The organism is Paenibacillus sp. FSL W8-0194, assembly GCF_037969745.1.
GTDB classification, from domain to species: Bacteria; Bacillota; Bacilli; order Paenibacillales; family Paenibacillaceae; genus Paenibacillus_AQ; species Paenibacillus_AQ cookii.
Map to the genome: position 1 here is coordinate 1,450,151 of NZ_CP150205.1, position 26,165 is coordinate 1,476,315.

Consider the following 26,165-nt stretch of genomic DNA (forward strand, 5'->3'; position numbering starts at 1 on the left):
CGCCGGAGCAAAGATCCGAGCCGGAACAAGGGGGGCGTGATGAGACTGAAACGGATGAAAAAAACAACGCTGCTGGTTTTGTCGTGCATATTGGCCGGCCTGCTGTCTTCATGCGGGATTCAGGCCGACGTGACGATCGGGGCGCAGACGTTTACCGAAACGAAAATATTGGCGGAAATGTACAAGGCGCTGATTGAGGACCGTACGAACTTGAAAGTGGACATTATTCCCGACCTGGCGTCCAGTCCGCTGGTGTTAAACGCGATCACCAGAAACGACGTGCAAATGGGAACGCTCTATTCCGGAGAAATTTTTAATAACCATTTTCCGATCAGCGGTTCGAAGGAACGCGCCCAGGTTCTGAAGGAGGCCCAGGAAGGCTTCCAAAAATACTACAACCTGACCTGGATGAACCCGCTCGGCTTTGAAAATACGTATGCTTTTACGGTGCGCAAGGATCTGGCCGAATCCAAAGGTTACGCGAACATTTCCGACGTCAAAAGGGATATGGCGAGCATGAAGCTCGGCGTCGACACGACCTGGCTGGAACGGAGCACCGACGGTTATCCCGCGTTCTCCAAAGCGTACGGCATCAAGTTCGGCCAGGTGTTCCCGATGGAGATCAGCCTGGTGTACAGCGCGGTCGCGGGCAAGCAGGTCGACATCGTGCTGGCTTATTCCACGGATTCGAGGTTAAAGGCGTACAACTTGAAGACGCTGAAGGACGACAAGCAGTTTTTCCCTCCTTATGACGCGAGCCCCGTGCTGCGTACGGACCTGTTGAAAAAACATCCCGAAATCGAAGACGCGATCTCGCCGCTCATCGGCCATCTGGACGCGGATACGATGATCTCGCTGAATTACCAGGTGGACATCGAGAAAAAAAGCGAGCGGGAGGTTGCCATCGCGTATTTGAAGCAGCAGGGACTACTGAAAAGCTAAAGGAGGGGAAGAAGCAATGGAAAACAAACATTTGACTTTCATGGATTTTCTGTCCTACGTGTCCCGCAACAGCGGTTTGCTGTGGGAATATTTCATCCAGCACATCCTTATGGTCGTCATCGGCCTGGGACTGGCGGTCATCGTCGGCGTGCCGCTCGGCATCCTTTGTTCGAGAAGCCGCTGGGCGGCCAAAATCGTCTTGTTCATCACAAACATTCTGCAGGTGGTTCCGAGCCTGGCCATGCTCGTCGTGCTGATGCTTTGGCTGGGACTTGGGATGAAGACGGTGATGGTGGGGCTTTTCCTGTATTCGCTCAACCCGATCGCGCGCAACACGTACGTCGGGCTGAAGCAGGTCCCCGCAAGTTATCTCGAATCGGGAAGAGGCATCGGCATGAGTCCGCTGCAGCTGCTTCTCAAAGTCCGGTTTCCGTTGTCGCTGACGTATATCATGTCGGGTCTGCGGATCGCTGCCGTCATCGCCATCGGCGTCGTCACGATCGCTCCGCTTGTCGGCGGCGGCGGCCTTGGGCGGGAAATTTACGCCGGCCTGAACAGCAACAACTCGCTGCGCATTTTTGCGGGCGCCATTCCCGCCGCCGTGCTGGCCATCGTGGCCGACCTCGTGCTCGGCTATCTGCAGCGCAAAATGGATTTGGCGAAACGAAAATCGGCGGCGGCGCCGGCACCCGCCAAAGCGCAGAACATCGGGTGACGGCTTTAGAGCCAGCCGAGTCTTCAGAAGGAATCCCTTCGCGTCGAGGGGGTTCCTTTTTCGCTGGATCCCGGCCGCCGAACCCAGGACTGGAGCACCCTTCCGGCGCGCTTTCAGGCTTGTTCTAAATTCGGGACATCCCCTCATAAAATAGAATAAAAACAAGCCTCGAAAGGGGAACGCAAACCATGGACATCAAATCTTCCATCAAACAGCGCAGGGAAGAGCGCATCCGGGATCTTCTGCTTCGCGAGGAACCGGCCCCCCCGTCGCCGCAGCCCGTTCAGGAACAACCGTTATGGAACAAAGGCCGGCTGCCGGAGCCGCTTGCGCCGGAGCCCGATCCCGAGAAGGTCTGGAAAAAAGAGCATGCCAAAGGCGGCGGCCCGTCTTACCATAAATCCCGTTTCGTATCCGGTTTTATGTGGCGCGTATTTTTCAGCGTGATTATGTTTGGCCTGATCTGGGGCCTTTTCAAATATCCTCAGCCTTGGAGCATGAAAATCCAGGACTACGTCATGCAGTCGCTGAACCGCGAGATGGACTTCCAGGCGGTCGAAGCCTGGTACGAATCCCACTTCGGCGAAGCGCCGGCGTTTATCCCGATTTTCAAGCAAAACCAGACATCGCCGCTCAAAGTCAATGCTTCCAAGTCGCTGTATCCGCCGATGGAAGGCGATATCGTCCAATCGTTCGCCGTGAACTTGAAGGGCGTGGAGATTGCCCCGAAAAACGGAACCGGCTTGCCGCTTGACGTCAAAAGCGTGGAGACGGGCCGCGTCATCGACATCTCCGGCAGCGCCGAATCCGGCATCACCGTGACGATCCAGCATACCGGCAAGCTGGTGGTATCCTATGGGCATTTGGCCAAAACGCGTTTGCAAAAAAACGACTGGGTCGAAGGCGGGGACGTGATCGGCCAATTGCAGGCCGCAGCGGAAGGGGAGACGCCGACCTTGTTTTTGTCCATGAAGGAGGATGGCGACTACGTGGACCCGGCGGACGTGATTCCCATTGATTAACATCCGGGGCATCACGTTGTCGCTGCATCCTTTTTTTGTCATTCTGATGCTGTTTTCCGTCATGACGGGGCACTTTCTCGAGCTGATCGTCTTATTTGCGATCGTGTTCATCCATGAGCTGGGCCATCTTGCCGCCGCGCTGCTGAGCGGCGTCCGCATCCGCTCGGTTCAGATGCTTCCGTTCGGCGGGGTGGTCGAAATCGAGGACCATGGCCAGCTGACGGCCTGGAAGGAGATCGGCATCGCCCTCGCCGGACCGGCGATGAACGCGGCGATAATCGGCGGCGCGCTCCTGCTGCGCGAGGCCGGCTGGGGAAACGGCGCCTTTTTGTCTTATGTCGTTTACGGCAACGCCATGATCGCCGGCTTCAACCTGCTGCCGATCCTTCCGCTGGACGGGGGGAAAATCCTGCATGCCGCGGCCAGCCTGCTGTTTCCTTATCACCAAACGCTGCTCTGGTCCTCCCGAATCAGCCTTGCGGGCAGCGCAGCCGTTGTGCTGGTCTCGGTTTTTCCGCTTTTGCAGGGCGAAGCGAAGGTCCAGCTTAATCTGTTGATGATCGGCATATTTCTTCTCTATTCCAATTGGGTGGATTACCGCCATATCCCCTTCCGTTTTACGCGATTTCTCATGAACCGGGAGAGGGGGTACGACGCGGCCGCCCGGAAAGGCGGGTTTGCCCAGCCGATCATTGCCGATCAGGCGAAACATTTGGACAGCATTTTGCGTCTATTTAAAAGAGGGAAGTACCATGTCGTTTATGTCATGAACAAACAAGGGGGCGTGATCGCCATGCTTCCCGAACAGCGCCTGATTTCGGCTTATTTTGCCACGGAGCGCCCAACGCTGCCGAGGTGAACCGGTCGGGCTGCTGGAAACATGCGGCGAGACTAAAATGGGGGCAATCCCGAAATAGAGCTTTGGAGCTAAAAAGGAGATTTCATGGTAATATGGGATGTAAATGTCTTCTGGCAGGGGTGAAGCCATGAAACAAATGATTGTTCATTGTGAACCGAAACTGACGCAGATGGCCCTCTTGGAGGAAGGCAAGCTGGTGGAGTTTGCGGCCGAACGCAGCCAAAACCACGGACTGGTGGGCAGCTTTTATAAAGGACGCGTCGTCAATGTGCTTCCAGGCATGCAGGCGGCGTTTGTGGATATCGGGCATAAAAAAAACGCGTTTTTGTATGTCGATGACGTGCTGCATCCGAATCTGGAAAAGCAGCCGAAGGAGAAACCGCCGATCGAGACGCTGCTGCGGGTAGGTCAGGAAATCGTCGTCCAGGTGATGAAGGAGCCGCTTGGCAGCAAAGGGCCCCGCGTGACCACGCATTATTCGCTTCCGGGCCGGTGGGTTGTTTTTATGCCCAATGCGGACTATGTTGCCGTTTCGAAAAAGGTAAGCAAGGACCAGGAGCGCAGCCGCCTTAAAATGCTGGGGGAAGAGATCCGGCAGAAGGGCGAAGGCGTTATCATGCGGACGGTATCGGAGGAAGAACATCCGGATGCGATCTTCGGCGATCTTGCCCTGCTGCGCGAGCAGTGGGCCGCCATTCAGAAGCGCGCCGAGGCTGCTGCAGCGCCCGCGCTTTTGCACCGCGATTTGAGCATCGTCCAGCGGTTTATCCGGGACGTGTTTGACCCGCAACATGACCAGCTTCAGATCGACAACGCCAAGGAAGCGAAGGAAGCGGAGGCGTTCCTGGAGGAAATCGCCCACGGCAGCCATTTGCCCGTGAACGTGTACCAGGGACAGGAGCATATTTTTAAAGCGTTTGGCATCCAGGAACAGATCGAGCGGGATTTCTCGCGCAAAGTCATTTTGGAAAGCGGCGGTTCGATCATATGGGATCAGACGGAGGCGCTCACCGTCGTCGACGTGAATACGGGCAAATATACCGGCGGGGAAAGCCTTGAGGATACGGTGACGAGGATCAACCTGCAGGCCGCCGAGGAGATTGCCAGGCTGATCCGGCTCCGCGACGCCGGCGGCATCATCATCGTCGACTTTATCGACATGGAGCAGGAAAAACACCGGCAAGAGGTCGTGGACAGGCTTGAAGCCGGCATGAGCAAGGACCGCACGAAAAGCCACGTGGTCGGCTGGACCAAGCTCGGCCTGCTTGAATTGACGCGCAAGAAGGTCAGGGACGACACGGCGATGCTTCAGGCGAAGCCTTGCGACCACTGCGACGGCACGGGGCGGATCAGCCTTCTAGGCATCCATTGACTTGGTTCCGTTGTTATGTTAATATCTATGAGTATGTGTCCAGTGTTTCTCTTAAATGCTTGTCACATGCTGTAACCGCTCCGGTCGGGTCAACAAGCGCAGCCTTCGGGAGGCCACCTGGATCAGGCGAGTCTGAGACATGAGGAGGTGCAAGCAATGTACGCAATTATCGAAACTGGCGGCAAACAATACAAAGTTCAAGAGGGCGACGTATTGTACATCGAAAAGCTGAATGCAGGCGACGGCGAAAGCGTGACTTTCGACCGTGTTCTGGCTGTATCCGGTGACAACGGTTTGGTAGCTGGTACGCCAGTCGTATCCGGCGCATCCGTAACCGCAAAAGTGGAGAGACATGGCAAAGGTCAAAAGGTTGTTGTATACAAATACAAACCTAAGAAGAACTACCACAAGAAACAAGGCCATCGTCAACCTTACACTAAAGTAACCATCGAAAAAATCCAAGCGTAAGAAGGTGCGCTCCTTTGATACAAGTGCGCATACTACGACGTAAGGATGGAAGCATCCATGGCTTCGAGGTGAAGGGTCATGCGAACTTTGCGAAACACGGAGAGGATATCGTGTGCGCCGGCGTATCGGCGGTCACCGTCGGAACCGTGAACTCGCTTGAGGAACTGACCGGAACCGTGATGGACAGCAGAATGAAGGACGGGTTTCTGAGCGCTTATTTTCCGGTTGACGGAGAGCAAGGCACGGATCCGAGGTCGCAGCTGCTGCTCGAGTCCATGGTCGTCATGCTGAATTCGATCGCAGAATCATACGGGAAGTATATTCAAATAAAAGAAGTGACTAATTAAAGAAGGAGGTAGACAACATGTTAAAGTTGAATCTTCAATTGTTCGCATCGAAAAAAGGTGTGGGTTCCACGAAAAACGGACGTGACAGTGAAGCGAAACGCCTTGGCGTAAAGCGTGCTGACGGACAAACCGTTACCGGCGGAAGCATCTTGGTTCGCCAACGCGGAACGAAAATTCATCCTGGTACGAACGTGGGCATCGGTAAAGACGATACTTTGTTTGCAAAAGTGGACGGCGTCGTGAAATTCGAACGTTGGGGCCGCGACCGCAAAAAAGTGAGCGTCTACCCTGTTGATGCTGCTCCGGTAGCGGCAGCAGTGGAAGCGTAAGTGTCTTCGCGGATCACGGGTTGATACACAAGAAGAGCCTTCGGCAGTGCTTGCCGAGGGCTTTTTTTTAACAGTTGGGATTTATGCCTTATACGATTCCGCCAAGGGCAGGCGGCGGCATCGGAGCGAAGGCCGGCCGGATTTGCGTGGAACGCCTTCCGGATTTACGGGTCGGGTCGTTTAAGTTTTGAACGGGTGGATGAACAACCGAGGATTGCTGTGGTATACTGGTAATTGATGTAAGGATGATCGGTGATCAGGAATGGGGAGAGGCCATTTGAAATCCTGGAAATGCATATTGGCTATAATCGCCGCATCTGTAGTCGTTCCTTTGTATTTCGTGGTGCGGGACAAGTCGTTCATCTGGAGCATCGTGCTGATGTTGTGGGTGGCTGCGGCTTTGGCCGGAGGTTTCGTCATCATGAGCCGCAGGCAGGAGGAGGAGCGTCAGACGCTGCTTCGAGGCTTCGAAGAAAGCGCCATAAGGACGCTGAACCACCATCGCCATGATTGGATGAACGACCTGCAGATTTTGTATGGTTATATCCGGCTCGGAAAAATTGATAAAGCTGTGGAGTGTGTGGAAAGAATAAAGGTACGGATGAACCGGGAAAGCAAAATTTCGAAGCTGGGCATCCCGTCTCTCGTGTTCTTTCTGCAGTCGTTCCGGACTGAAAACAGCGACTTGGAGCTTGAGGTCGACGTGGATCAGGACATTCAGCTCGATAAATTGAGCCCGAGGGACGGCGCCGATCTGGCGGCCGTCATCATGGAGACCGTCCGGGCTTACCAGGCCGGGGGGAAGGCGTCTTGGGCGGACACCCGCAAATTGTATCTGAGCCTGCGCCAGAACGGTCCGGAAATCGTCGTAGGTTTTGAAGGGGAAGGCCCCATGGGGGACCCGGAATTATTGAAGCAGCAAATTTATAATGTGGTACAAGGCAAACGAATGAAAGCGGAGCAGCTTCATCCCTCCCAGGCTTCGTTTCTGTTACGCGTGCCGTGTGAGTCATGAGGAAGGTGAAGTCATGTTTGTAGATAAAGCGAAAGTTTACGTAAAAGGCGGCGATGGGGGCGACGGTTTGATCGCTTTCCGCCGGGAGAAATACGTGCCTGAAGGCGGGCCGGCCGGCGGTGACGGCGGAAAGGGCGGGGACGTCATTTTCCGCGTCGACGAAGGTTTGCGCACGTTGATGGATTTCCGTTACCAGCGGCATTTCAAGGCCAAACGCGGGGAAAAAGGACGGAACAAAAGCCAGCATGGCGCCAATGCGGAAAATTTGATCGTGCGAATCCCTCCGGGGACCGTGCTGATCGATGATGATACGGGCGAAGTTCTCGCCGACATGGTCCGCCATGGGCAGCAAGTCGTGGTAGCCCGCGGCGGGCGGGGCGGACGGGGCAACATCCGGTTCGCCACGCCGAACAATCCGGCTCCGGAGCTTGCCGAGCATGGAGAAGAGGGCGAGGAGCGTTACCTCGTGATGGAGCTGAAGGTGATGGCCGACGTAGGGCTTGTCGGGTTTCCGAGCGTGGGCAAATCCACGCTGCTTTCCGTGGTTTCCGCCGCCCAGCCGAAAATCGGCGCATACCATTTTACGACGATCACGCCGAATCTCGGGATGGTGGAAGTCGGCGACGGCCGCAGCTTCGTGATGGCGGACTTGCCGGGCCTGATCGAAGGCGCTCACCAAGGCGTCGGACTGGGGCATGAGTTTTTGCGCCATGTGGAACGGACGCGGATCATCATCCATGTAGTGGACATGGCGGGATCCGAAGGACGCGACCCGTTTGAGGACTGGGTGAAAATCAACGACGAGTTGAAGCTGTACAACGCGACCCTGGCCGAACGACCGCAAATCGTCGCCGCGAACAAAATGGACATGCCGGATGCGGAGGCCAACCTGAAAAACTTCCGCGAGCAGGTGGGCAAGCTGAGACCGGACATTGAAATCATGCCGATCTCTTCCTTGACCCGTCAAGGGGTACAGGAGCTTCTTTACCGGGCGGCCGATATCCTGGATGCGATCCCGCAGGAGGTTCACGTCGAGGAAGTCGCCGAGACGGCCGAAAGAAAAGTGTACAAGCTGAACAGGAAAGACGACGACAACGCGTTTACGATTACGCGGGATAACGAAGCCTTTGTCGTTCACAGCGAAAAAATCGAACGCATGCTGAAGCGGCTGCAGATGAATTCGCATGAGGCGATTCTGAAGCTTGCCCGGACGATGCGCCATATGGGCATCGACGACGAGCTGCGCAAACGCGGAGCGGTGGAAGGGACGATCGTCCGGATCGCCGATTTCGAATTCGAATTCGTCGAAGGCAGCAGCTACTATTAAAGGCGGACTCCGCAACCGATGGGCGGCCCCTGAGGCTGCCTGGGGCATATTTCGAACCAAAGCCGTTAAAGGGCGCGCGACGCGCTCTTGAGCGGCTTTTTTCATACCCGGATGTTACCGCGCCGGGGTACATATAACATCGTTCTTGCCAAGTAAGCGCTATTATTGTATTCTTCTGGACAAAAAGGCGCAAATCTATTGACCCCCTGGATGCAATTCTTTATAATGTCCACTATATGAAAACATCAGTCTTTGAGGAGAGGACGTTCGTGAAAGAACGCTATTATTTGGTCCGGGAAGATATTTTGCCTGAAGCGGTGGTCAAAACGATGCAGGTAAAGCAGCTCCTTGCCGCCGGCGACGCAAAGACGGTGCATGAGGCTGTGGAGCAGGTCGGCATGAGCCGCAGCGCATTTTACAAATACAAGGACGGCATCCACATGATCAACCAGCTGGAAAGGGAGCGGATCGTAACGATCTCGATGGACATGGAGCACCGCTCCGGGATGTTGTCGAAGGTGCTGAGCCTCGTGGCGGGATTCGGCGGCAACGTCTTGACGATCAACCAGAGCATCCCGCTGCAGGGAATCGCCAACGTCGTCATTTCCGTCGAGGTTTCCCGCATTAGCGAAGAGCTCGGGGATTTGCTCGAAAGCTTGCGGGACTGCGCCGGCGTTAAACGCGCGAACCTGATCGGTCAAGGCTGATTTTCGGATTCGCCCCAAAGGGAACGTCGCTTGATTTGCAAAAACCTAGGTTAACAGTAAAAAAGAAATGCACGCATGTAACAGGAGGAGAGGGAATGAAGCCGGTTAAAGTGGGTTTATTGGGTCTCGGCACCGTGGGGACGGGCGTCGTCAGAATCGTGGAGGGCCATCAAGAGGATTTGAGCAGTCAGGTGGGCTCCCCGATCATCATTGAAAAAATCGCCGTAAAAAACAGCGACAAAACCCGCAGCATTACCGTGGACAAAAACAAGCTGACCGAAGATCCATGGGAGGTGATCCGGGACCCCGAAATCGACGTCGTCGTGGAGGTCATGGGAGGCATCGATCATACGAAGGATTACATCCTCGAAGCTTTGGACCGCGGCAAGCATATCGTCACGGCCAACAAGGATCTGATGGCGCTGCACGGCTCGGAGATTTTGGCCAAGGCCCAGGAAAAACAGTGCGACGTGTTTTACGAAGCCAGCGTTGCCGGGGGCATTCCGATTATCCGGACGCTGATCGAAGGTTTTTCGTCCGACCGCATTCTGAAGATTATGGGGATCGTAAACGGAACGACGAACTTTATTTTATCGAAAATGAGCCAGGAAGGGGCATCCTACGAAGCCGTGCTGGAAGAAGCGCAGAAGCTCGGGTACGCGGAAGCGGATCCGACCTCGGACGTGGAAGGCTTGGACGCGGCCCGCAAGATGGCCATCCTGGGAACGCTTGGCTTCCGTACCAACGTAGAACTGAAAGACGTCAGCGTGCGCGGAATTTCCCAAGTCTCGAAGGAAGACATTGCATACGCAAAACGGCTGGGATACGAAATGAAATTGCTCGGCATCGCCGACCGGGAAGACGATCATGTAAGCATCAGCGTACAGCCGACGATGGTTCGGAAGGGGCATCCCATCGCATCCGTGGGCGGCGTGTTCAACGCGGTGTACGTTTACGGCGAAGCCGTGGGCGAGACGATGTTTTACGGGGCCGGCGCGGGAGAAATGCCGACGGCGACTTCCGTCGTGGCGGATTTGGTGGCCGTGATCAAAAACCTGAAGCTTGGCGTCAACGGCCTGAAGGCGATCGTGCCGTACAAACCGAAAAAGTTGAAAAACGACGAGCAAATCGCATTCAAAAATTTCATTCTGCTTCACGTGGACGACAAAGCCGGCGTGCTAGCGAAAATCACCCAAGTATTCGCGGAGTTCGGCGTCAGCCTGGAGTCCGTGGTCCAGCAGCCGAACGAACTGAACCCGGAAGCGGAAATCATTATCGTCACCCACAATGCCAGCAAAGCAAGCATGGACAAAGTGCTTCAGCATTTTGAAGGACTTGACGTCATCCGCAAGATCAAAAGCGTGTACCGCGTGGAAGGGTAAAAACCTTCCGCGGCAATCGTACCAGCGCTTCATGATCCGCTTATATATAAAGGATTTTTCGCGAAAATCCTGAACAAAGAACAAAGGAGCCATACCAAAATGTCATACCAAGGACTGCTTCAAACATACAAACCATACCTGCCCGTCAATGAAAACACGCCGCTGCTTACGCTCAAGGAAGGCAACACGCCGCTCATCCGCGCGGTGAATCTGTCGGAGGAGCTCGGGCTGGACCTGCATTTCAAATACGAAGGCTTGAATCCTACCGGTTCGTTTAAGGACCGCGGCATGGTCATGGCCGTTGCCAAGGCGGTGGAAGAGGGCAGCCGCACCATCATGTGCGCCTCGACCGGCAATACGTCCGCGGCTGCGGCAGCATACGCTGCTCGCGCCGGGCTCAACTGCATCGTGCTCATTCCGAACAACAACATCGCCCTGGGCAAACTGGCGCAGGCAATGATCTACGGGGCGAAGGTCATCGCCATCGAGGGCAACTTCGACCGCGCGCTGGAAATCGTGCGCGAAATTACGGCCAAACATCCGATCACGCTCGTCAACTCGGTGAACCCGTACCGCATCGAAGGGCAGAAAACGGCTGCGTTCGAGGTGGTCGACCAGCTCGGGAAAGCGCCTGACGTGCTGGCGATTCCCGTCGGCAACGCGGGCAACATTTCGGCTTATTGGAAAGGGTTCAAAGAATACCATGCCGCAGGCAAAGCGTCCTCCCTGCCGAAAATGGTCGGTTTCGAAGCGGAAGGCGCCATGGCGATCGTGAAGGGCGAACCGATCCTCGAGCCGGAAACGATCGCGACGGCGATCCGGATCGGCAACCCGGCAAGCTGGAAAACGGCGGTCGCCGCGGCGGAAGAATCCGGCGGACAAATCAACTACGTGACGGACGACGAGATTTTGGAAGCTTACCGCCTGATCGCCTCCCGCGAAGGGGTATTTGCCGAACCGGCATCCGCCGCATCGGTAGCCGGCGTGCTGAAGCTGAAACGGGAAGGATATTTCCAAGGCGGCGAAACCGTCGTCTGCGTCCTGACAGGCAACGGCCTGAAAGATCCGAACGTCGCCCTCAAAACCGTCAACGCCGATCCGCTTGTTGTGCCCGACACCGAAGAAGCCGTCATGGAAGCCATTGCGAAGCTGGAAGAGGCTACGGCATGATCAGACCGGAAGGCGTATACGTAAGGATTCCTGCCAGCACCGCGAATCTCGGTCCGGGGTTTGACACGTTGGGCATGGCCTTGTCATTGTACGCATGGATCGGGATGAAGGAAGCGGACGAAACGGCGATTCGGTTGTACGGTAACGAAATGGAAGGGATCCCGACGGATAAAAACAATCTCGTCTATCAGGTCGCCCAAATGGTGTTCCGCGAAGCGGGCGTCCATTTGCCCGAGCTGGAAATATCGATGTATTCGGACATTCCGCTGACCCGGGGGCTCGGCAGCAGCGCATCCGCCATCGTCGGCGCGCTTTATGCCGCGAATGCCTTGATCGGATCGCCACTCCCGGACGCAAGGCTTCTGGATATGGCGACGGCGATCGAGGATCATCCGGACAATGTCGGAGCGTCGCTATTCGGCGGGTTCATTACGGCGGTTTGGGACGGCGAACATGCCGATTACGTCCGGATGGAGCCGCATGAGGATCTGGAGGTCCTCGTCGTCATTCCGGATTTTCAATTGAAGACGTCCGAGGCGAGAAAAGTGCTTCCCGAAAAGATCGGCCGGAAGGATGCGGTCTACAATATCAGCAGATCTTCGCTGCTGGTGGCCGCTTTGGCCCAGGGCAGGCTGGACCTGATCGGCCGGGCGATGTCCGACCGCCTTCATCAGCCGTACCGGGCGGGGCTTGTCCCGGGGATGGCCGAAATCTTGGAGCGGGCCGTGGAGCACGGTGCTTTGGGCATCGCGCTTAGCGGGGCTGGCCCGACGCTGCTTGCGCTCGTCGATCGCCATTCGCTGCGGAAAAAGGAACTGGAGTCTTATCTCCTGAATACGATGAAGGCCGAGGGCATCAGCGCATCTGCACGATGGCTGGTTCCCGACCGCGAAGGAGCCCGTCTGATCGGCAGCATGTCGACAGGCTCATTTATGGACATGATAGAAGGGGAAGTAAACGCATGAAGCGAATAGCATTATTGCCTGAAGGATCGGTGTCGCACGAGGCCGTTGCGCAGCTGCTTGGGGGCGAACCGGCGGAACTGGTGTACCACAAGCTGATCTCCGACGTGTTTTTGTCGACGGTCCATGGAAAAACGGATTACAGCGTCATTCCCATCGAAAATACGATTGAAGGATCGGTCAGCCTTCACATGGATTGGCTCGTCAACGAAGTGGACATTCCGATGCAGGTCGAATGGGTTTATCCGTCGATTCAAAACCTGGTCGGAGACCGGGAGGAGTTCCTTTCGGAGTCCGGGGAACTGGACTTTGCGCGCATTCAAAAGGTTCTGTCCCATCCCGTGGCGACGGCCCAGTGCCAGCAGTTCATCCGCAAGCATATGCCGCAGGCTGAACTGGTCAATGCGGGGAGCACGACGGAAGCGATCGGGATCGTCAAAAGCAATCCGGGACAGGGGCTGGCGGCGATCGGCACCAAACTTGGAGCCGCGACGCACAAGCTGGACGTTTTGGCCGAACGGGTAACGGACCATGACAACAATTACACACGGTTCATTTTGATCGGCAAAGAAGCGCTCGACAAGCTGCCGAAGCCCGTCAAACAGATGAAAACGAGCATCCTGGTCACGCTTCCGGAGGATTTTGCCGGTGCGCTGCATCAGGTTCTCGCGGCTTTCGCATGGAGACGGCTGAACCTGTCCCGCATCGAATCCCGTCCGACGAAGAAAAAGCTCGGAAGTTATTATTTTTATATCGATGTTCTTGAATCGGTGGAATCCGTGCTGCTGACGGCGGCGATCGGAGAGATCGAGGCTTTGGGCTGCCAGGTGCGCGTGCTCGGTTCCTATCCAAGCTATACGTATCAGGAATTAATATCGGAGGTGCTGTAGTTTATGTCAGAGCAGTGGATCTATTTGGATGGTGAATTCGTCACCAAAGAAAACGCGAAGGTATCGGTGTTCGACCATGGTTTTTTGTATGGCGACGGTATATTTGAGGGCATCCGCATCTATGAAGGCAATATTTTCAAATGCGACGAACACTTGGAGCGTCTGTACGATTCCGCAAAATCGATCGATCTCAACATTCCGCTGACGTTCGAGGAAATGCGCGAAGCGATGGCGGAAACGATCCGCCGCAACGACATGAGAAACGGATATATCCGCCTCGTCGTTTCCCGCGGAGCAGGCAATTTGGGCCTTGATCCGAGACGGTGCCCGAAACCGACGGTGCTCATCATCGTGGAACAGCTTGCGATCTATTCGGAAGAAGCCTACAAAAAGGGCCTGCGTGCCGTGTCGGTATCGACGCGCCGCAATTTGCCGGACGCTTTGAATCCGAAGATCAAATCCTTGAACTACCTGAACAATATTTTGGTGAAAATCCAGTCGAACCTGGCGGAAGCGGACGAAGCGATCATGATGAATGCGCAAGGTTACGTGACCGAAGGCTCGGGCGACAACATTTTTATCGTCAAAAGAGGCGTCGTTTACACTCCGCCTTGCTACCTCGGGGCACTCGAAGGCATCACGCGCATGGCGATTATCGAGTTGTGCGAAAAGCTTGGCTACAAGCTGAAGGAAGAGCCGTTTACGATGCATGACGTATACATCGCCGATGAAGTCTTTTTCACGGGTACGGCCGCAGAAGTGATCGCAGCCCGCGAAATCGACGGACGGATCATCGGCACCGGCGAAGCAGGTCCGATTACGCTGAAGCTGCTCGAAGAGTTCCGCAAAGCGGTGACTCAAGACGGATACAAAGTGTGGGAATAATCGTCCGGCGCCCGGTTTATGCGCGCCCGTTCGCAAAAAATCCTTTCATGACAAGCTCATGGAAGGATTTTTTTGTCGTTGGGGATGTCATTCGCCCATCCTCTGCATAAGATGTAGTAACGAAGGGCGGACGATTCATGCGCCTATTAGAGTTTAGGAGGTATTTGCCGCGTGAAGATACACATCGTAAAAAGTGGCGACACTTTATATGAGCTTTCCAAAAAGTACGACATTCCCCTGGAAAAAATCATCGACGCCAATCCGCAAATTGCGGACCCGAATCAGCTGCAGGTCGGGCAAAAGGTGAAAATTCCCGCAAAACCGGTGCAGGTGCCAAGCCAAGATCAAATCATCCATAAACATGTCGTGAAGCAAGGAGACACGCTTTGGAAGCTGTCGAAGGCTTGGGGCGTTTCCTTGAAGGAAATGATCGACGCTAATCCCCAGCTCAAAAATCCGAATGCACTGCTCGTGGGCGAAGTGGTGAATATTCCGAAAACAAAAGGCAACCCGGGAACGAACGATCATCCGAATCCAAGCTCCAACGCGAACGAACATGCCAATGTGCAGCATGAGAAACTCCAACCCGGCGGAAAGGCTTTTACCGGTCCGAAAGAAGAAATCACTGCCCCTAAAGCCGAAACGACGGCTCCGAAGCCGACGCAGCCCCAGCAGCTATCCGAACTGCCTAGCGTACCGCTCCCCAATCTGATGCCGGAACTCCCGAACGTGATGCCGAATGTTCCTAATATCATGCCGAACGTTTCCAACGTGATGCCTGAATTGACGGCCCCCAACGTCATTCCAAACGTGATGCCGAACGTGATGCCGGAAAACGTAACCCCGAATATCATGCCTGAGGCAACCGTTCCGAACGTAAAACCCAACGTGATGCCTGAAATGACCATGCCGAATATAATGCCTAACGTAATGCCTGAAATGACGATGCCAAACGTGATGCCAAATGTCATGCCGAACGTGACGCCAAACATCATGCCGGAAATGGTTGAACCGAACGCGACTCCGAATATTATGCCCTTTTCCGAGAAAAAGCCGACAGGCCTCAAACCTGTTGCGGAAGAGCCGTGCGGCTGCGGAGGAGATCCTTATTTCGGCGGAGCCCATCATCCGTTTATGCAGTTCCCGACAGCAGTTCATGAAGCAGGTGCTTATTATCCGGTGCCTTACGACGATGAGGTTCAGGCCGTGCATACTTACGACGACATGCCTTACCATGGGAAATCTTCGAAATATCCGGGGATTGTGGAGGGGGCCGAGGATCACTATGCACCTAACCAATCCTGGGTGAGCCCGTCCATGCAACATCCTAACGGACACTTTGATCATCATTGGGAAAATCAAGTTTCGCCGGTCGCTTACGAACCCAATATGCAGTCTCCCGTAAGTTATCAACCGAATCAGCCGTATCATCATGACCAGGTGGCGCCGGCCTATTATGAACCTGTTTATACGTCTAATCCATGCGGATGCTCCGGAACGTCTCCCGTGTATCATGCGCCTGAACCGGCTTATGTGGAGCCGCAAGCTTACGATCCTTATTGCTATCCGCATTTCATGCTTCCGCCATGGTGTTACCCCTATCCGGCGCCTGTGCCGCTGGTAGGCGGATACGGAGCGGGCCCGAATGCGCCGTTGGGCGTTCATGGCCATGGACCGAATATGCCTTACCACGACCCAAATATGCCCTATCATGATGTAAATGCGAATATGCCTTATCATAATCCGAACATGCCGTACCCCGGATTTGGTGGAACGGAATATCCGATATGGAACCGCACCCAAACGTACGCCTCCCCTTTACAGCAAACGGAGCCTCAATCCGCGCCTTCCGCGGAGGTAAATTCGGTTCAGGCGCCAAACCCGGCTTTTGAGGCAGAAGAGGACTCGGGACAAACGGATGCCGAACCCGCCAAAACCGCCAAGACGTTAAACAGCAGCAAAAGAAGCACGACGGTGCCTCGCGATAAATCCATTCCGAACAAATCCAAAAAACAAAACGTATCTTCCAAACGCAAAAATCCTTGGATCAAAGGATGAGGAATCCGCAGAGATGACGGCCGGACATGGATGTCCGGCTCTTTTTTTGTATTAATGGTTGATAGATCGATGAGCATTTTGTTTTGCGCGTTCGTCTGCTCCTTAGATGCAGGCCTTAAAATGAACATCTCTCATACCAACCGACATTGGGCCAATAGAGGAGGAGACAGAATGGCTATTCAGTTGATCCGCTATAGGCTTTTATAATTTGGAAATGGTTTATTCAAAAAAACACTTGTCAAAAATAATAGAAGTATGTTATATTATTATTCCGGCCAAGAAATCTATGAAAAGCCGAGTGGAATTGAGAGATTAAAAGTTTTCGAAAAAAAAGCTTGCAAATCTCGAGAAACCATGATATATTATAAAAGTTGCTGCTGAACACAACGGCGGCGACGAAAACGAAATGTTTGATCTTTGAAAACTGAACAACGAGTGAGATACAGGCTTTGCTTGCAAAGCCGATCGCGAAGCAAATCGGTCCAAGCCTATGGCTGGATGGTTTGCGGAGCACAAATGAGAATTAAATTCTCGTCAGATTCAAAATGAGTCACAAACTTTCTTGGAGAGTTTGATCCTGGCTCAGGACGAACGCTGGCGGCGTGCCTAATACATGCAAGTCGAGCGGACTTGATGAGGAGCTTGCTCCTCTGATGGTTAGCGGCGGACGGGTGAGTAACACGTAGGCAACCTGCCCGTAAGACCGGGATAACTACCGGAAACGGTAGCTAATACCGGATAATTTATCGCTTCGCATGGAGCGGTAATGAAAGACGGAGCAATCTGTCACTTACGGATGGGCCTGCGGCGCATTAGCTAGTTGGTGAGGTAACGGCTCACCAAGGCGACGATGCGTAGCCGACCTGAGAGGGTGAACGGCCACACTGGGACTGAGACACGGCCCAGACTCCTACGGGAGGCAGCAGTAGGGAATCTTCCGCAATGGGCGAAAGCCTGACGGAGCAACGCCGCGTGAGTGATGAAGGTTTTCGGATCGTAAAGCTCTGTTGCCAGGGAAGAACGTCGGGTAGAGTAACTGCTATCCGAGTGACGGTACCTGAGAAGAAAGCCCCGGCTAACTACGTGCCAGCAGCCGCGGTAATACGTAGGGGGCAAGCGTTGTCCGGAATTATTGGGCGTAAAGCGCGCGCAGGCGGTCACTTAAGTCTGGTGTTTAAGGCTAGGGCTCAACTCTAGTTCGCACTGGAAACTGGGTGACTTGAGTGCAGAAGAGGAAAGTGGAATTCCACGTGTAGCGGTGAAATGCGTAGAGATGTGGAGGAACACCAGTGGCGAAGGCGACTTTCTGGGCTGTAACTGACGCTGAGGCGCGAAAGCGTGGGGAGCAAACAGGATTAGATACCCTGGTAGTCCACGCCGTAAACGATGAATGCTAGGTGTTAGGGGTTTCGATACCCTTGGTGCCGAAGTTAACACATTAAGCATTCCGCCTGGGGAGTACGGTCGCAAGACTGAAACTCAAAGGAATTGACGGGGACCCGCACAAGCAGTGGAGTATGTGGTTTAATTCGAAGCAACGCGAAGAACCTTACCAGGTCTTGACATCCCTCTGAATCCTCTAGAGATAGAGGCGGCCTTCGGGACAGAGGAGACAGGTGGTGCATGGTTGTCGTCAGCTCGTGTCGTGAGATGTTGGGTTAAGTCCCGCAACGAGCGCAACCCTTGATTTTAGTTGCCAGCACTTTAAGGTGGGCACTCTAGAATGACTGCCGGTGACAAACCGGAGGAAGGCGGGGATGACGTCAAATCATCATGCCCCTTATGACCTGGGCTACACACGTACTACAATGGCCAGTACAACGGGAAGCGAAGTCGCGAGATGGAGCCAATCCTATCAAAGCTGGTCTCAGTTCGGATTGCAGGCTGCAACCCGCCTGCATGAAGTCGGAATTGCTAGTAATCGCGGATCAGCATGCCGCGGTGAATACGTTCCCGGGTCTTGTACACACCGCCCGTCACACCACGAGAGTTTACAACACCCGAAGTCGGTGGGGTAACCGCAAGGAGCCAGCCGCCGAAGGTGGGGTAGATGATTGGGGTGAAGTCGTAACAAGGTAGCCGTATCGGAAGGTGCGGCTGGATCACCTCCTTTCTATGGAGAATCGTTTCCTGCAACGGAAACATTCAAATATGCCGTAAGGCAAAACGATCTCACTCGTTGGTCAGTTTTGAGAGTTCAAACTCTCGCATACGATTTCCAGAACTTGCTTGGTGACAAGCGGTGCTGAGGATGGTATGATATAAGTCCGGTTGAAAAACCGGGTTTTGATCCTTGAAAACTAGATACCGAAACGAATTTGCGTTTTAGAAATATCCTTTTAGCTGAACTTGTGTCAAAACAAGTTAGTAAAAGAGTAGCAGACGAGTGTTTGAATCGAAGAGCGGCTTTGGCTTTGTGCGAAGCACAAAACAACGGAGCGAGGCGAGGCAAACAGGAGTCGAATGGTTAAGCTACTAAGAGCACACGGAGGATGCCTAGGCGCTAGGAGCCGATGAAGGACGTGGCGAACAACGATACTGCCTCGGGGAGCTGTAAGCAAGCTTTGATCCGGGGATGTCCGAATGGGGAAACCCGGCTGATGTAATAGTCAGTCACTCATAACTGAATACATAGGTTATGAAGAGGCATACCAGGGGAACTGAAACATCTAAGTACCCTGAGGAAGAGAAAACAATAGTGATTCCGTCAGTAGCGGCGAGCGAACGCGGATTAGCCTAAACCGGTCAGCTTGCTGGCCGGGGTTGTGGGACGTCTCACATGGAGTTACAAAGGAACTGGTTAGGCGAAGAGGTCTGGAAAGGCCCGGCATAGAAGGTAAAAGCCCTGTAGCCGAAAGTCAGTTCCCTCCGAGACGGATCCCGAGTAGTGCGGGGCACGTGAAACCCCGTATGAATCTGCCAGGACCATCTGGTAAGGCTAAATACTCCCTAGCGACCGATAGTGAAACAGTACCGTGAGGGAAAGGTGAAAAGCACCCCGGAAGGGGAGTGAAATAGAACCTGAAACCGTGTGCTTACAAGAAGTCAGAGCCCGATCTAGGGGTGATGGCGTGCCTTTTGTAGAATGAACCGGCGAGTTACGTTCCCGTGCAAGGTTAAGGTGAGAAGCCGTAGCCGCAGCGAAAGCGAGTCTGAATAGGGCGACTGAGTACGTGGGCGTAGACCCGAAACCGTGTGATCTACCCCTGTCCAGGGTGAAGGTGCGGTAACACGCACTGGAGGCCCGAACCCACGAATGTTGAAAAATTCGGGGATGAGGTGGGGGTAGCGGAGAAATTCCAATCGAACTCGGAGATAGCTGGTTCTCCCCGAAATAGCTTTAGGGCTAGCCTCGGTTGTACAGTCGTGGAGGTAGAGCACTGATTGGGTGCGGGGCCCGCAAGGGTTACCAAGTTCAGTCAAACTCCGAATGCCATAGACTGATTGACCGGGAGTCAGACAGTGAGTGCTAAGATCCATTGTCAAAAGGGAAACAGCCCAGACCATCAGCTAAGGTCCCCAAGTGTGTGTTAAGTGGGAAAGGATGTGGAGTTGCACAGACAACCAGGATGTTGGCTTAGAAGCAGCCACCATTTAAAGAGTGCGTAATAGCTCACTGGTCGAGTGACTCTGCGCCGAAAATGTAACGGGGCTAAACACACCACCGAAGCTATGGCTTGATGCTTGCATCAGGGGTAGGGGAGCGTTGTATACAGCGTTGAAGGTGTACCGTAAGGAGCGCTGGAGCGTATACAAGTGAGAATGCCGGTATGAGTAACGAAAAGATCAGTGAGAATCTGATCCGCCGAAAGCCCAAGGTTTCCTGAGGAAGGCTCGTCCGCTCAGGGTAAGTCGGGACCTAAGGCGAGGCCGAAAGGCGTAGTCGAAGGACAACAGGTTGAAATTCCTGTACCACCGTAAACCGCTATGAGCAATGGGGTGACGCAGGAGGGTAGTGACGCAGACTGATGGATGTCTGTCCAAGCAGTGAGGCTGATGTGTAGGCAAATCCGCACATCGTTAAGGCTAGGCTGTGACGGGGAGGGAAAATTATAGTACCGAAGGTCATGATCTCACACTGCCAAGAAAAGCCTCTAGCCAGGTGAAGGTGCCCGTACCGCAAACCGACACAGGTAGGCGAGAAGAGAATTCTAAGGCGCGCGGAAGAACTCTCGTTAAGGAACTCGGCAAAATGACCCCGTAACTTCGGGAGAAGGGGTGCCCCGGTAGTGTGAATAGCACGAGGGGGCCGCAGTGAAAAGGCCCAAGCGACTGTTTAGCAAAAACACAGGTCTGTGCGAAGCCGTAAGGCGAAGTATACGGGCTGACGCCTGCCCGGTGCTGGAAGGTTAAGGGGAGCGGTTAGGGATTAGTCCCGAAGCTGTGAACCGAAGCCCCAGTAAACGGCGGCCGTAACTATAACGGTCCTAAGGTAGCGAAATTCCTTGTCAGGTAAATTCTGACCCGCACGAATGGCGTAACGACTTGGGCGCTGTCTCAACGAGAGATCCGGTGAAATTTTAATACCTGTGAAGATGCAGGTTACCCGCGACAAGACGGAAAGACCCCATGGAGCTTTACTGCAGCTTGATATTGGATTTGGGTACGATCTGTACAGGATAGGTGGGAGCCTTTGAAACCTGAGCGCCAGCTTAGGTGGAGGCGACGTTGGGATACCACCCTGATCGTATCTAGGTTCTAACCTGGTACCGTAATCCGGTACGGGGACAGTGTCAGGCGGGCAGTTTGACTGGGGCGGTCGCCTCCTAAAGAGTAACGGAGGCGCCCCAAGGTTCCCTCAGAATGGTTGGAAATCATTCGAAGAGTGCAAAGGCAGAAGGGAGCTTGACTGCGAGACCTACAAGTCGAGCAGGGACGAAAGTCGGGCTTAGTGATCCGGTGGTACCGCATGGAAGGGCCATCGCTCAACGGATAAAAGCTACCCTGGGGATAACAGGCTTATCTCCCCCAAGAGTCCACATCGACGGGGAGGTTTGGCACCTCGATGTCGGCTCATCGCATCCTGGGGCTGAAGTAGGTCCCAAGGGTTGGGCTGTTCGCCCATTAAAGCGGTACGCGAGCTGGGTTCAGAACGTCGTGAGACAGTTCGGTCCCTATCTGTCGTGGGCGTAGGAAATTTGAGAGGAGCTGTCCTTAGTACGAGAGGACCGGGATGGACGTACCGCTGGTGCACCAGTTGTTCCGCCAGGAGCATGGCTGGGTAGCTACGTACGGACGGGATAAGCGCTGAAAGCATCTAAGCGTGAAGCCCCCCTCAAGATGAGATTTCCCAATTAGTAAGACCCCTTGAAGACGACGAGGTAGATAGGTTGGAGGTGGAAGTGCAGCAATGCATGGAGCTGACCAATACTAATCGGTCGAGGGCTTATCCTAAATGACCCACCAAAGTGAAGGGCAGCTTCGCAGCTGATTCCGAGTACTTTGGCGGGGCCCGGAACAAAAACCGGGAAATGCTACGGAGTATTTAAAACGCAAACGTTTCGTATCTAGTTTTCAGGTGATCAAAGCACTTGAATCGTTTGGTGGCGATAGCGGAGGGGTTCCACGCGTACCCATCCCGAACACGACCGTTAAGCCCTCCAGCGCCGATGGTACTTGGACCGAAGGGTCCTGGGAGAGTAGGACGTTGCCAAGCGTACATATTCCCTGATAGCTCAGTTGGTAGAGCACTCGACTGTTAATCGAGTTGTCACAGGTTCGAGTCCTGTTCGGGGAGCCATTAAGGCCCGTTGGTCAAGGGGTTAAGACACCTCCCTTTCACGGAGGTAACAGGGGTTCGAATCCCCTACGGGTCACCATGGAGACTTAGCTCAGCTGGGAGAGCATCTGCCTTACAAGCAGAGGGTCGGGGGTTCGATCCCCTCAGTCTCCACCATATCATCCTCATCAACGAGGATTCATAATGACGCGGGGTGGAGCAGTCCGGTAGCTCGTCGGGCTCATAACCCGAAGGCCGCAGGTTCAAATCCTGCCCCCGCAATTTATCTCCAAAAGGTCTACATATGTTTTCATAACATATTGCAGATTCTCTGCAGGAGAATTATTCAAGGCCGTGGAACCGTGGTGTAGAGGCCTAACATGCCTGCCTGTCACGCAGGAGATCGCGGGTTCGAATCCCGTCGGTTCCGCCATTTTACTTCGCTTCAGGAATGATTTCTTGGAACGACTCAATCAAAGTGAGAGCCATTAGCTCAGTTGGTAGAGCACCTGACTTTTAATCAGGGTGTCGAAGGTTCGAGTCCTTCATGGCTCACCAGTTTCACTTTCACTTGCGGACGTGGCTCAGCGGTAGAGCATCGCCTTGCCAAGGCGAGGGTCGCGGGTTCGATTCCCGTCGTCCGCTCCAAATTTGCGCCCTTAGCTCAGCTGGATAGAGCGTTTGACTACGAATCAAAAGGTCAGGAGTTCGAATCTCTTAGGGCGCGTTTTATATAAGCCGGTGTGGCGGAATTGGCAGACGCGCGCGACTCAAAATCGTGAGGGAAACCGTGGGGGTTCGAGTCCCTTCACCGGCATTCAATTTCATAACGGGATGTAGCTCAGCTTGGTAGAGCACCTGGTTTGGGACCAGGGGGTCGCATGTTCGAATCGTGTCATCCCGATCACGAAAGCCATCGAAATTTTCGGTGGCTTTTTTGCTGTATAAATATGTAATCCCCAGGTCACAATAAAAGAAAAAGACAGGGAATAGAAGGGGATTATCGTGAATGCAACTCGGATCAAGAAACAACTGCAAAAGCAGTGGCGGCGTTTGAAACGCCGGTCGTTAACGTTAGGGTTATCTTCGCTGTTGATCGCGATCGTGTGGGTCAGCATGTATTTGCCGGACAAGGTACAAAGCTTGCTAAGCTCCAAACCGCCAGTGGCCATAGAAACGCTTCAATATTATCAGCAGTCCGAAGGGATGAGCGATCCGGAGGATTCGAACTTTTGGAAACTGCTTAACAAATCCAAGCAAATTAATGAAGTGGTCGTCCGCCACAGTTATGTTTGCGGCGAAGAGGAACGGTCGTTAGGCAAGCTGAACGTGGATGAAATATATAATTTGCTGAATGATCACCCGTCCTGGAAGGGACAATTTGAAGGGCAGGGCAAAGTCGTTTTGAACGAAACGATTCATGATCTTTCGCCGGCATGCAAACAACGGGCATACATGAGTTTGGACAAGGATGGCAATTTGTCATTGTTTGACGGTCCGCCCGAACAGGAGAAAGTCATTAAGACGTTTTTTCAGCTGGACATCAACTCCATGGAGTCTTCCTTGCCGGACGATGCGTTAAGACATTTGTATGACGGCATTCGCATTCAGGACATCGACGAATATAACAGCGTCCTGTCCACGTTCAGCGATTACGCGCGTGAAGGATGACGGCCGATGCTAAAAGAAAAGGATCCCTTATGTCAGGATGACATTCGGGATCCTTTTGTCGTATCCGGTTTAAAGTTAAAACGTGATGGTCCAATTCCGCGTATCCGGGAGCTGACCGGACTGCAGGCCGGTGATGGTGTCATACAGCTTCTGGGACAACTCGCCGATTTTTTTGTCGTTGACAGCCATCGTATGCTCGTTCCAGTGGAGCTCGCCGACCGGCGAAATGACCGCTGCCGTACCGGTACCGAACACCTCTTCCAGCTGTCCTTGCTTGTAGGCTTCGTAAATTTCCTCGATGGATAGTTTCCGTTCTTCGACCGGAACTCCCCAATCCTTCAGCAGCGTAATGACGGAGTCGCGCGTCACGCCTTCCAGGATGCTGCCGTTAATTTCCGGCGTGATGACCGTGCCCGCGATTTTGAAGAAAATGTTCATGCTGCCCACTTCTTCGATATATTTCTTTTCGATGGCATCCAGCCAGAGCACCTGCGAGAAGCCTTCTTTTTTGGCGTTTTCCTGGGCTTTGATGCTTGCCGCATAGTTGCCTGCGGCCTTGGCATACCCGATCCCGCCGCGAACCGCGCGAGTATAGGAGCTTTCCACGTTGATTTTGACCGGTTCCAGGCCTCCCGAGTAATAAGCGCCTACCGGCGACAGGATGACGATGAGCTGATACGTGTACGAGGACCGTACCCCCAAGCATGGCTCCGTGGCGATGATAAATGGGCGGACGTACAAGGACGTGCCCTTCTCGGTAGGAATCCAGCTTTTATCGATCTCGATCAAGGTTTTGATCGCTTGGATGACGAACTCCCCGTCAACTTCAGGGATCCCCAGCCGGTCGTTCGAACGGTTCAAGCGTTCCATGTTTTTATCCGGTCTGAACAGCAGCACCTTGCCGGAGTCGGTCATGTAGGCTTTCAGCCCCTCGAAAACGGCCTGCCCATAATGAAACACCATGGCCGCAGGGTCCAACGCGATCGGAGCGTAAGGAACGATCCTTGGATCATGCCAGCCCTTCTCCGTATGGTAATCCATGATAAACATGTGGTCGGTAAAATATTTCCCGAAACTCAAATTGCTGCTGTCCGGCTTGTTCCCCGGCGTGGTGGTTAATTGGATTTTGATCTCATCGCTCATAGTCATGCGCTCCTATCGTACATTTATAATAATGTCTACTATAGATAACAAAAAATGATTGGTCAATTCAATGTTATCAATTAAAATAATAGATATCAACTATGGTGGAGGATCGGTCCATGGATTTTCGTCTGCTTGAGTATTTTCTGGCGGTTTGCGAAGAGCTGCATTTTACCAAGGCCGCCGTAAAGTTGGGCATCAGCCAGCCTACGCTTAGCCAGCAAATCCGGTTGCTCGAGGAAAGGGTCGGAACGCCGTTATTCCAACGGATCGGCAAAAAAAATTATTTGACGGAAGCCGGCATGACGTTAAAAGAGCATGCATTAAACATTTTTCACGAATTGGAACAAGCCCAAACCGAAATTAACGAACTCAAGGGGATGCAAAGGGGAAAACTTACCATCGGATGCTCGGGCAACCATCTGCTGACGCAAACGCTCATTTCCTTCCATCAAAAAATGCCGGGCATCTCGATCTCCGTGCACGAGCTCGCGACCGAAGAAACCAAGAAGGGACTGATCGACAACAAGCTGGATCTTGGGGTGGTGTTTCTGCCATTGGACGACGAACAATTGGTCAGCATGGAGCTTTATACCGAGGAGCTTTGCCTTGCGGTTTCCGCCAAACACCGGCTGAGCCGCCAGGCTGACGTCAAGCTGGAGGATCTTACGCTGGAGTCGCTGGTGCTGTTCCCGGAAAAATTCCTGGTGCGCCAAATGGTGGACGCTTACAGCAAAGAGGCCGGACATCGCCTGCATCCGATCATCGAGCTGTCGACCATGGATTCGATGCTGCAATTGGTCAAGCTGAACGTTAGCTGCACGATTTTGCCGAAATCGTATTTGAACATGATCCTTCACTCGGATATTGCCATCATCCCGATCGTTCATCCCGTTCCGCAGAAAAAGGTGGGCATCGTATACCGCAAGCAAAAATTTTTGAACGCCGCAATGGTCGCTTTCATCCACGAACTGACGCAAACCTACAATTCTGCCCAAACGCTGCAAAAGATGTAATCGACTGTCGGGGTACAAAACATCGGAGAGCATCGCTTTGACATGACAAGCCGCGGGAAGTCCGACAAATTTCTGCTTTATGAACATATGATTAGCGGCGGCCGAATGCCTGCCGATAGACGTTTTTCTGCTAGGGTCATAGACTTGATACGAAGTTTTACATTAT

The 26,165-nt window shown here is 53.7% G+C and carries 20 protein-coding genes, 10 tRNA genes and 3 rRNA genes; 32 read left to right on the forward strand and 1 reads right to left on the reverse strand.

Annotated features, from left to right (window positions below; genetic code table 11):
* The first annotated feature begins 39 nt into the window (after positions 1-39).
* From MKY58_RS06240 to MKY58_RS06390, 31 genes are all read left to right on the forward strand, one after another.
* The gene (locus tag MKY58_RS06240) at positions 40-942 is read left to right on the forward strand and encodes a glycine betaine ABC transporter substrate-binding protein (RefSeq protein WP_339325069.1); all 903 of its coding nucleotides are present in this window, start codon (positions 40-42) and stop codon (positions 940-942) included.
* A gap of 16 nt (positions 943-958) precedes the next feature.
* Positions 959-1,657 (forward strand): ABC transporter permease, encoded by a 699-nt coding sequence (locus MKY58_RS06245; RefSeq protein WP_339323887.1) that lies wholly within the window; start codon positions 959-961, stop codon positions 1,655-1,657.
* Positions 1,658-1,845: 188 nt separating this feature from the next.
* Positions 1,846-2,679, forward strand: a complete 834-nt coding sequence (locus MKY58_RS06250; protein ID WP_339323888.1) for a M23 family metallopeptidase — start codon at positions 1,846-1,848, stop codon at positions 2,677-2,679.
* Complete coding sequence (locus MKY58_RS06255) at positions 2,672-3,538, forward strand: M50 family metallopeptidase (RefSeq protein ID WP_339323889.1); 867 nt, start codon at positions 2,672-2,674, stop codon at positions 3,536-3,538. Before MKY58_RS06250 ends, MKY58_RS06255 begins: the two co-directional genes overlap by 8 nt.
* 127 nt (positions 3,539-3,665) lie before the next feature.
* Positions 3,666-4,910: an Rne/Rng family ribonuclease gene (locus tag MKY58_RS06260; RefSeq protein ID WP_212952635.1), complete on the forward strand. Its 1,245-nt coding sequence runs from the start codon at positions 3,666-3,668 to the stop codon at positions 4,908-4,910.
* Between the two features lie 156 nt (positions 4,911-5,066).
* Positions 5,067-5,378, forward strand: coding sequence for a 50S ribosomal protein L21 (rplU, locus tag MKY58_RS06265; RefSeq protein WP_036713027.1), 312 nt, complete (start codon positions 5,067-5,069; stop codon positions 5,376-5,378).
* Between the two features lie 14 nt (positions 5,379-5,392).
* Positions 5,393-5,725, forward strand: coding sequence for a ribosomal-processing cysteine protease Prp (locus MKY58_RS06270; protein WP_036713028.1), 333 nt, complete (start codon positions 5,393-5,395; stop codon positions 5,723-5,725).
* 17 nt (positions 5,726-5,742) lie between these two features.
* Positions 5,743-6,054 carry a 50S ribosomal protein L27 gene (gene rpmA / locus MKY58_RS06275; RefSeq protein ID WP_036713030.1) on the forward strand — a complete coding sequence of 104 codons (312 nt, stop codon included), beginning with the start codon at positions 5,743-5,745 and terminating at the stop codon, positions 6,052-6,054.
* Positions 6,055-6,331: 277 nt separating this feature from the next.
* The gene (locus MKY58_RS06280) at positions 6,332-7,069 is read left to right on the forward strand and encodes a Spo0B domain-containing protein (RefSeq protein ID WP_339323890.1); all 738 of its coding nucleotides are present in this window, start codon (positions 6,332-6,334) and stop codon (positions 7,067-7,069) included.
* Between the two features lie 13 nt (positions 7,070-7,082).
* Positions 7,083-8,396, forward strand: coding sequence for a GTPase ObgE (gene obgE, locus MKY58_RS06285; protein ID WP_212952631.1), 1,314 nt, complete (start codon positions 7,083-7,085; stop codon positions 8,394-8,396).
* Positions 8,397-8,665: 269 nt separating this feature from the next.
* On the forward strand, positions 8,666-9,103 hold the full coding sequence (locus MKY58_RS06290) for an ACT domain-containing protein (RefSeq protein ID WP_036713034.1): 438 nt from the start codon (positions 8,666-8,668) through the stop codon (positions 9,101-9,103).
* A 95-nt stretch (positions 9,104-9,198) separates the two neighbouring features.
* Positions 9,199-10,485: a homoserine dehydrogenase gene (locus MKY58_RS06295; protein ID WP_036713037.1), complete on the forward strand. Its 1,287-nt coding sequence runs from the start codon at positions 9,199-9,201 to the stop codon at positions 10,483-10,485.
* Between the two features lie 99 nt (positions 10,486-10,584).
* Positions 10,585-11,655, forward strand: coding sequence for a threonine synthase (gene thrC / locus MKY58_RS06300; RefSeq protein ID WP_036713038.1), 1,071 nt, complete (start codon positions 10,585-10,587; stop codon positions 11,653-11,655).
* Entirely contained in the window at positions 11,652-12,620 is a 969-nt protein-coding gene (thrB, locus tag MKY58_RS06305) for a homoserine kinase (RefSeq protein ID WP_339323891.1), read from the forward strand. Before thrC ends, thrB begins: the two co-directional genes overlap by 4 nt.
* Positions 12,617-13,507 carry a prephenate dehydratase gene (pheA, locus tag MKY58_RS06310; RefSeq protein ID WP_339323892.1) on the forward strand — a complete coding sequence of 297 codons (891 nt, stop codon included), beginning with the start codon at positions 12,617-12,619 and terminating at the stop codon, positions 13,505-13,507. Before thrB ends, pheA begins: the two co-directional genes overlap by 4 nt.
* 3 nt (positions 13,508-13,510) lie before the next feature.
* Positions 13,511-14,392: a branched-chain-amino-acid transaminase gene (ilvE, locus tag MKY58_RS06315; protein WP_339323893.1), complete on the forward strand. Its 882-nt coding sequence runs from the start codon at positions 13,511-13,513 to the stop codon at positions 14,390-14,392.
* Positions 14,393-14,563: 171 nt separating this feature from the next.
* Positions 14,564-16,450, forward strand: a complete 1,887-nt coding sequence (locus tag MKY58_RS06320; protein ID WP_339323894.1) for a LysM peptidoglycan-binding domain-containing protein — start codon at positions 14,564-14,566, stop codon at positions 16,448-16,450.
* Between the two features lie 559 nt (positions 16,451-17,009).
* A 16S ribosomal RNA gene (locus MKY58_RS06325) occupies positions 17,010-18,563 on the forward strand.
* A gap of 352 nt (positions 18,564-18,915) precedes the next feature.
* Positions 18,916-21,844, forward strand: a 23S ribosomal RNA gene (locus MKY58_RS06330).
* Between the two features lie 145 nt (positions 21,845-21,989).
* Positions 21,990-22,106, forward strand: a 5S ribosomal RNA gene (gene rrf / locus MKY58_RS06335).
* The 16S, 23S and 5S rRNA genes sit together here with 10 tRNA genes alongside, the layout of an rRNA operon.
* A gap of 8 nt (positions 22,107-22,114) precedes the next feature.
* Positions 22,115-22,190 (forward strand) — tRNA-Asn (locus MKY58_RS06340).
* Positions 22,191-22,194: 4 nt separating this feature from the next.
* Positions 22,195-22,269: transfer RNA gene (locus MKY58_RS06345), tRNA-Glu, on the forward strand.
* 1 nt (position 22,270) lies between these two features.
* Positions 22,271-22,346 (forward strand) — tRNA-Val (locus tag MKY58_RS06350).
* Between the two features lie 31 nt (positions 22,347-22,377).
* A tRNA-Met gene (locus MKY58_RS06355) sits at positions 22,378-22,451 on the forward strand.
* Positions 22,452-22,525: 74 nt separating this feature from the next.
* Positions 22,526-22,602, forward strand: a tRNA-Asp gene (locus tag MKY58_RS06360).
* A gap of 49 nt (positions 22,603-22,651) precedes the next feature.
* Positions 22,652-22,727, forward strand: a tRNA-Lys gene (locus tag MKY58_RS06365).
* A gap of 15 nt (positions 22,728-22,742) precedes the next feature.
* Positions 22,743-22,817 (forward strand) — tRNA-Gly (locus MKY58_RS06370).
* Positions 22,818-22,822: 5 nt separating this feature from the next.
* A tRNA-Arg gene (locus MKY58_RS06375) sits at positions 22,823-22,896 on the forward strand.
* A gap of 10 nt (positions 22,897-22,906) precedes the next feature.
* Positions 22,907-22,986, forward strand: a tRNA-Leu gene (locus tag MKY58_RS06380).
* A 13-nt stretch (positions 22,987-22,999) separates the two neighbouring features.
* Positions 23,000-23,073, forward strand: a tRNA-Pro gene (locus MKY58_RS06385).
* A 101-nt stretch (positions 23,074-23,174) separates the two neighbouring features.
* The gene (locus MKY58_RS06390) at positions 23,175-23,840 is read left to right on the forward strand and encodes a BofC C-terminal domain-containing protein (protein ID WP_339323895.1); all 666 of its coding nucleotides are present in this window, start codon (positions 23,175-23,177) and stop codon (positions 23,838-23,840) included.
* Positions 23,841-23,915: 75 nt separating this feature from the next.
* Here MKY58_RS06390 and MKY58_RS06395 read toward each other — a convergent pair whose 3' ends face one another.
* Complete coding sequence (locus tag MKY58_RS06395) at positions 23,916-24,983, reverse strand: branched-chain amino acid aminotransferase (RefSeq protein WP_339323896.1); 1,068 nt, start codon at positions 24,981-24,983, stop codon at positions 23,916-23,918.
* Between the two features lie 119 nt (positions 24,984-25,102).
* On the opposite strand from MKY58_RS06395, the gene MKY58_RS06400 reads away from it, so the two are divergent.
* Positions 25,103-25,999: a LysR substrate-binding domain-containing protein gene (locus tag MKY58_RS06400; protein WP_339323897.1), complete on the forward strand. Its 897-nt coding sequence runs from the start codon at positions 25,103-25,105 to the stop codon at positions 25,997-25,999.
* Positions 26,000-26,165 lie beyond the last annotated feature (166 nt).

What these genes read in the sequence shown, in the direction of transcription:
- MKY58_RS06240 (WP_339325069.1), top strand. Translation starts at nt 40, where the DNA reads ATGAGACTGAAACGGATGAAAAAAACAACGCTGCTGGTTTTGTCGTGC.
- MKY58_RS06245 (WP_339323887.1), top strand. Translation starts at nt 959, where the DNA reads ATGGAAAACAAACATTTGACTTTCATGGATTTTCTGTCCTACGTGTCC.
- MKY58_RS06250 (WP_339323888.1), top strand. Translation starts at nt 1,846, where the DNA reads ATGGACATCAAATCTTCCATCAAACAGCGCAGGGAAGAGCGCATCCGG.
- MKY58_RS06260 (WP_212952635.1), top strand. Translation starts at nt 3,666, where the DNA reads ATGAAACAAATGATTGTTCATTGTGAACCGAAACTGACGCAGATGGCC.
- rplU (WP_036713027.1), top strand. Translation starts at nt 5,067, where the DNA reads ATGTACGCAATTATCGAAACTGGCGGCAAACAATACAAAGTTCAAGAG.
- rpmA (WP_036713030.1), top strand. Translation starts at nt 5,743, where the DNA reads ATGTTAAAGTTGAATCTTCAATTGTTCGCATCGAAAAAAGGTGTGGGT.
- obgE (WP_212952631.1), top strand. Translation starts at nt 7,083, where the DNA reads ATGTTTGTAGATAAAGCGAAAGTTTACGTAAAAGGCGGCGATGGGGGC.
- MKY58_RS06295 (WP_036713037.1), top strand. Translation starts at nt 9,199, where the DNA reads ATGAAGCCGGTTAAAGTGGGTTTATTGGGTCTCGGCACCGTGGGGACG.
- thrC (WP_036713038.1), top strand. Translation starts at nt 10,585, where the DNA reads ATGTCATACCAAGGACTGCTTCAAACATACAAACCATACCTGCCCGTC.
- thrB (WP_339323891.1), top strand. Translation starts at nt 11,652, where the DNA reads ATGATCAGACCGGAAGGCGTATACGTAAGGATTCCTGCCAGCACCGCG.
- pheA (WP_339323892.1), top strand. Translation starts at nt 12,617, where the DNA reads ATGAAGCGAATAGCATTATTGCCTGAAGGATCGGTGTCGCACGAGGCC.
- ilvE (WP_339323893.1), top strand. Translation starts at nt 13,511, where the DNA reads ATGTCAGAGCAGTGGATCTATTTGGATGGTGAATTCGTCACCAAAGAA.
- MKY58_RS06395 (WP_339323896.1), bottom strand. Translation starts at nt 24,983, where the DNA reads ATGAGCGATGAGATCAAAATCCAATTAACCACCACGCCGGGGAACAAG.
- MKY58_RS06400 (WP_339323897.1), top strand. Translation starts at nt 25,103, where the DNA reads ATGGATTTTCGTCTGCTTGAGTATTTTCTGGCGGTTTGCGAAGAGCTG.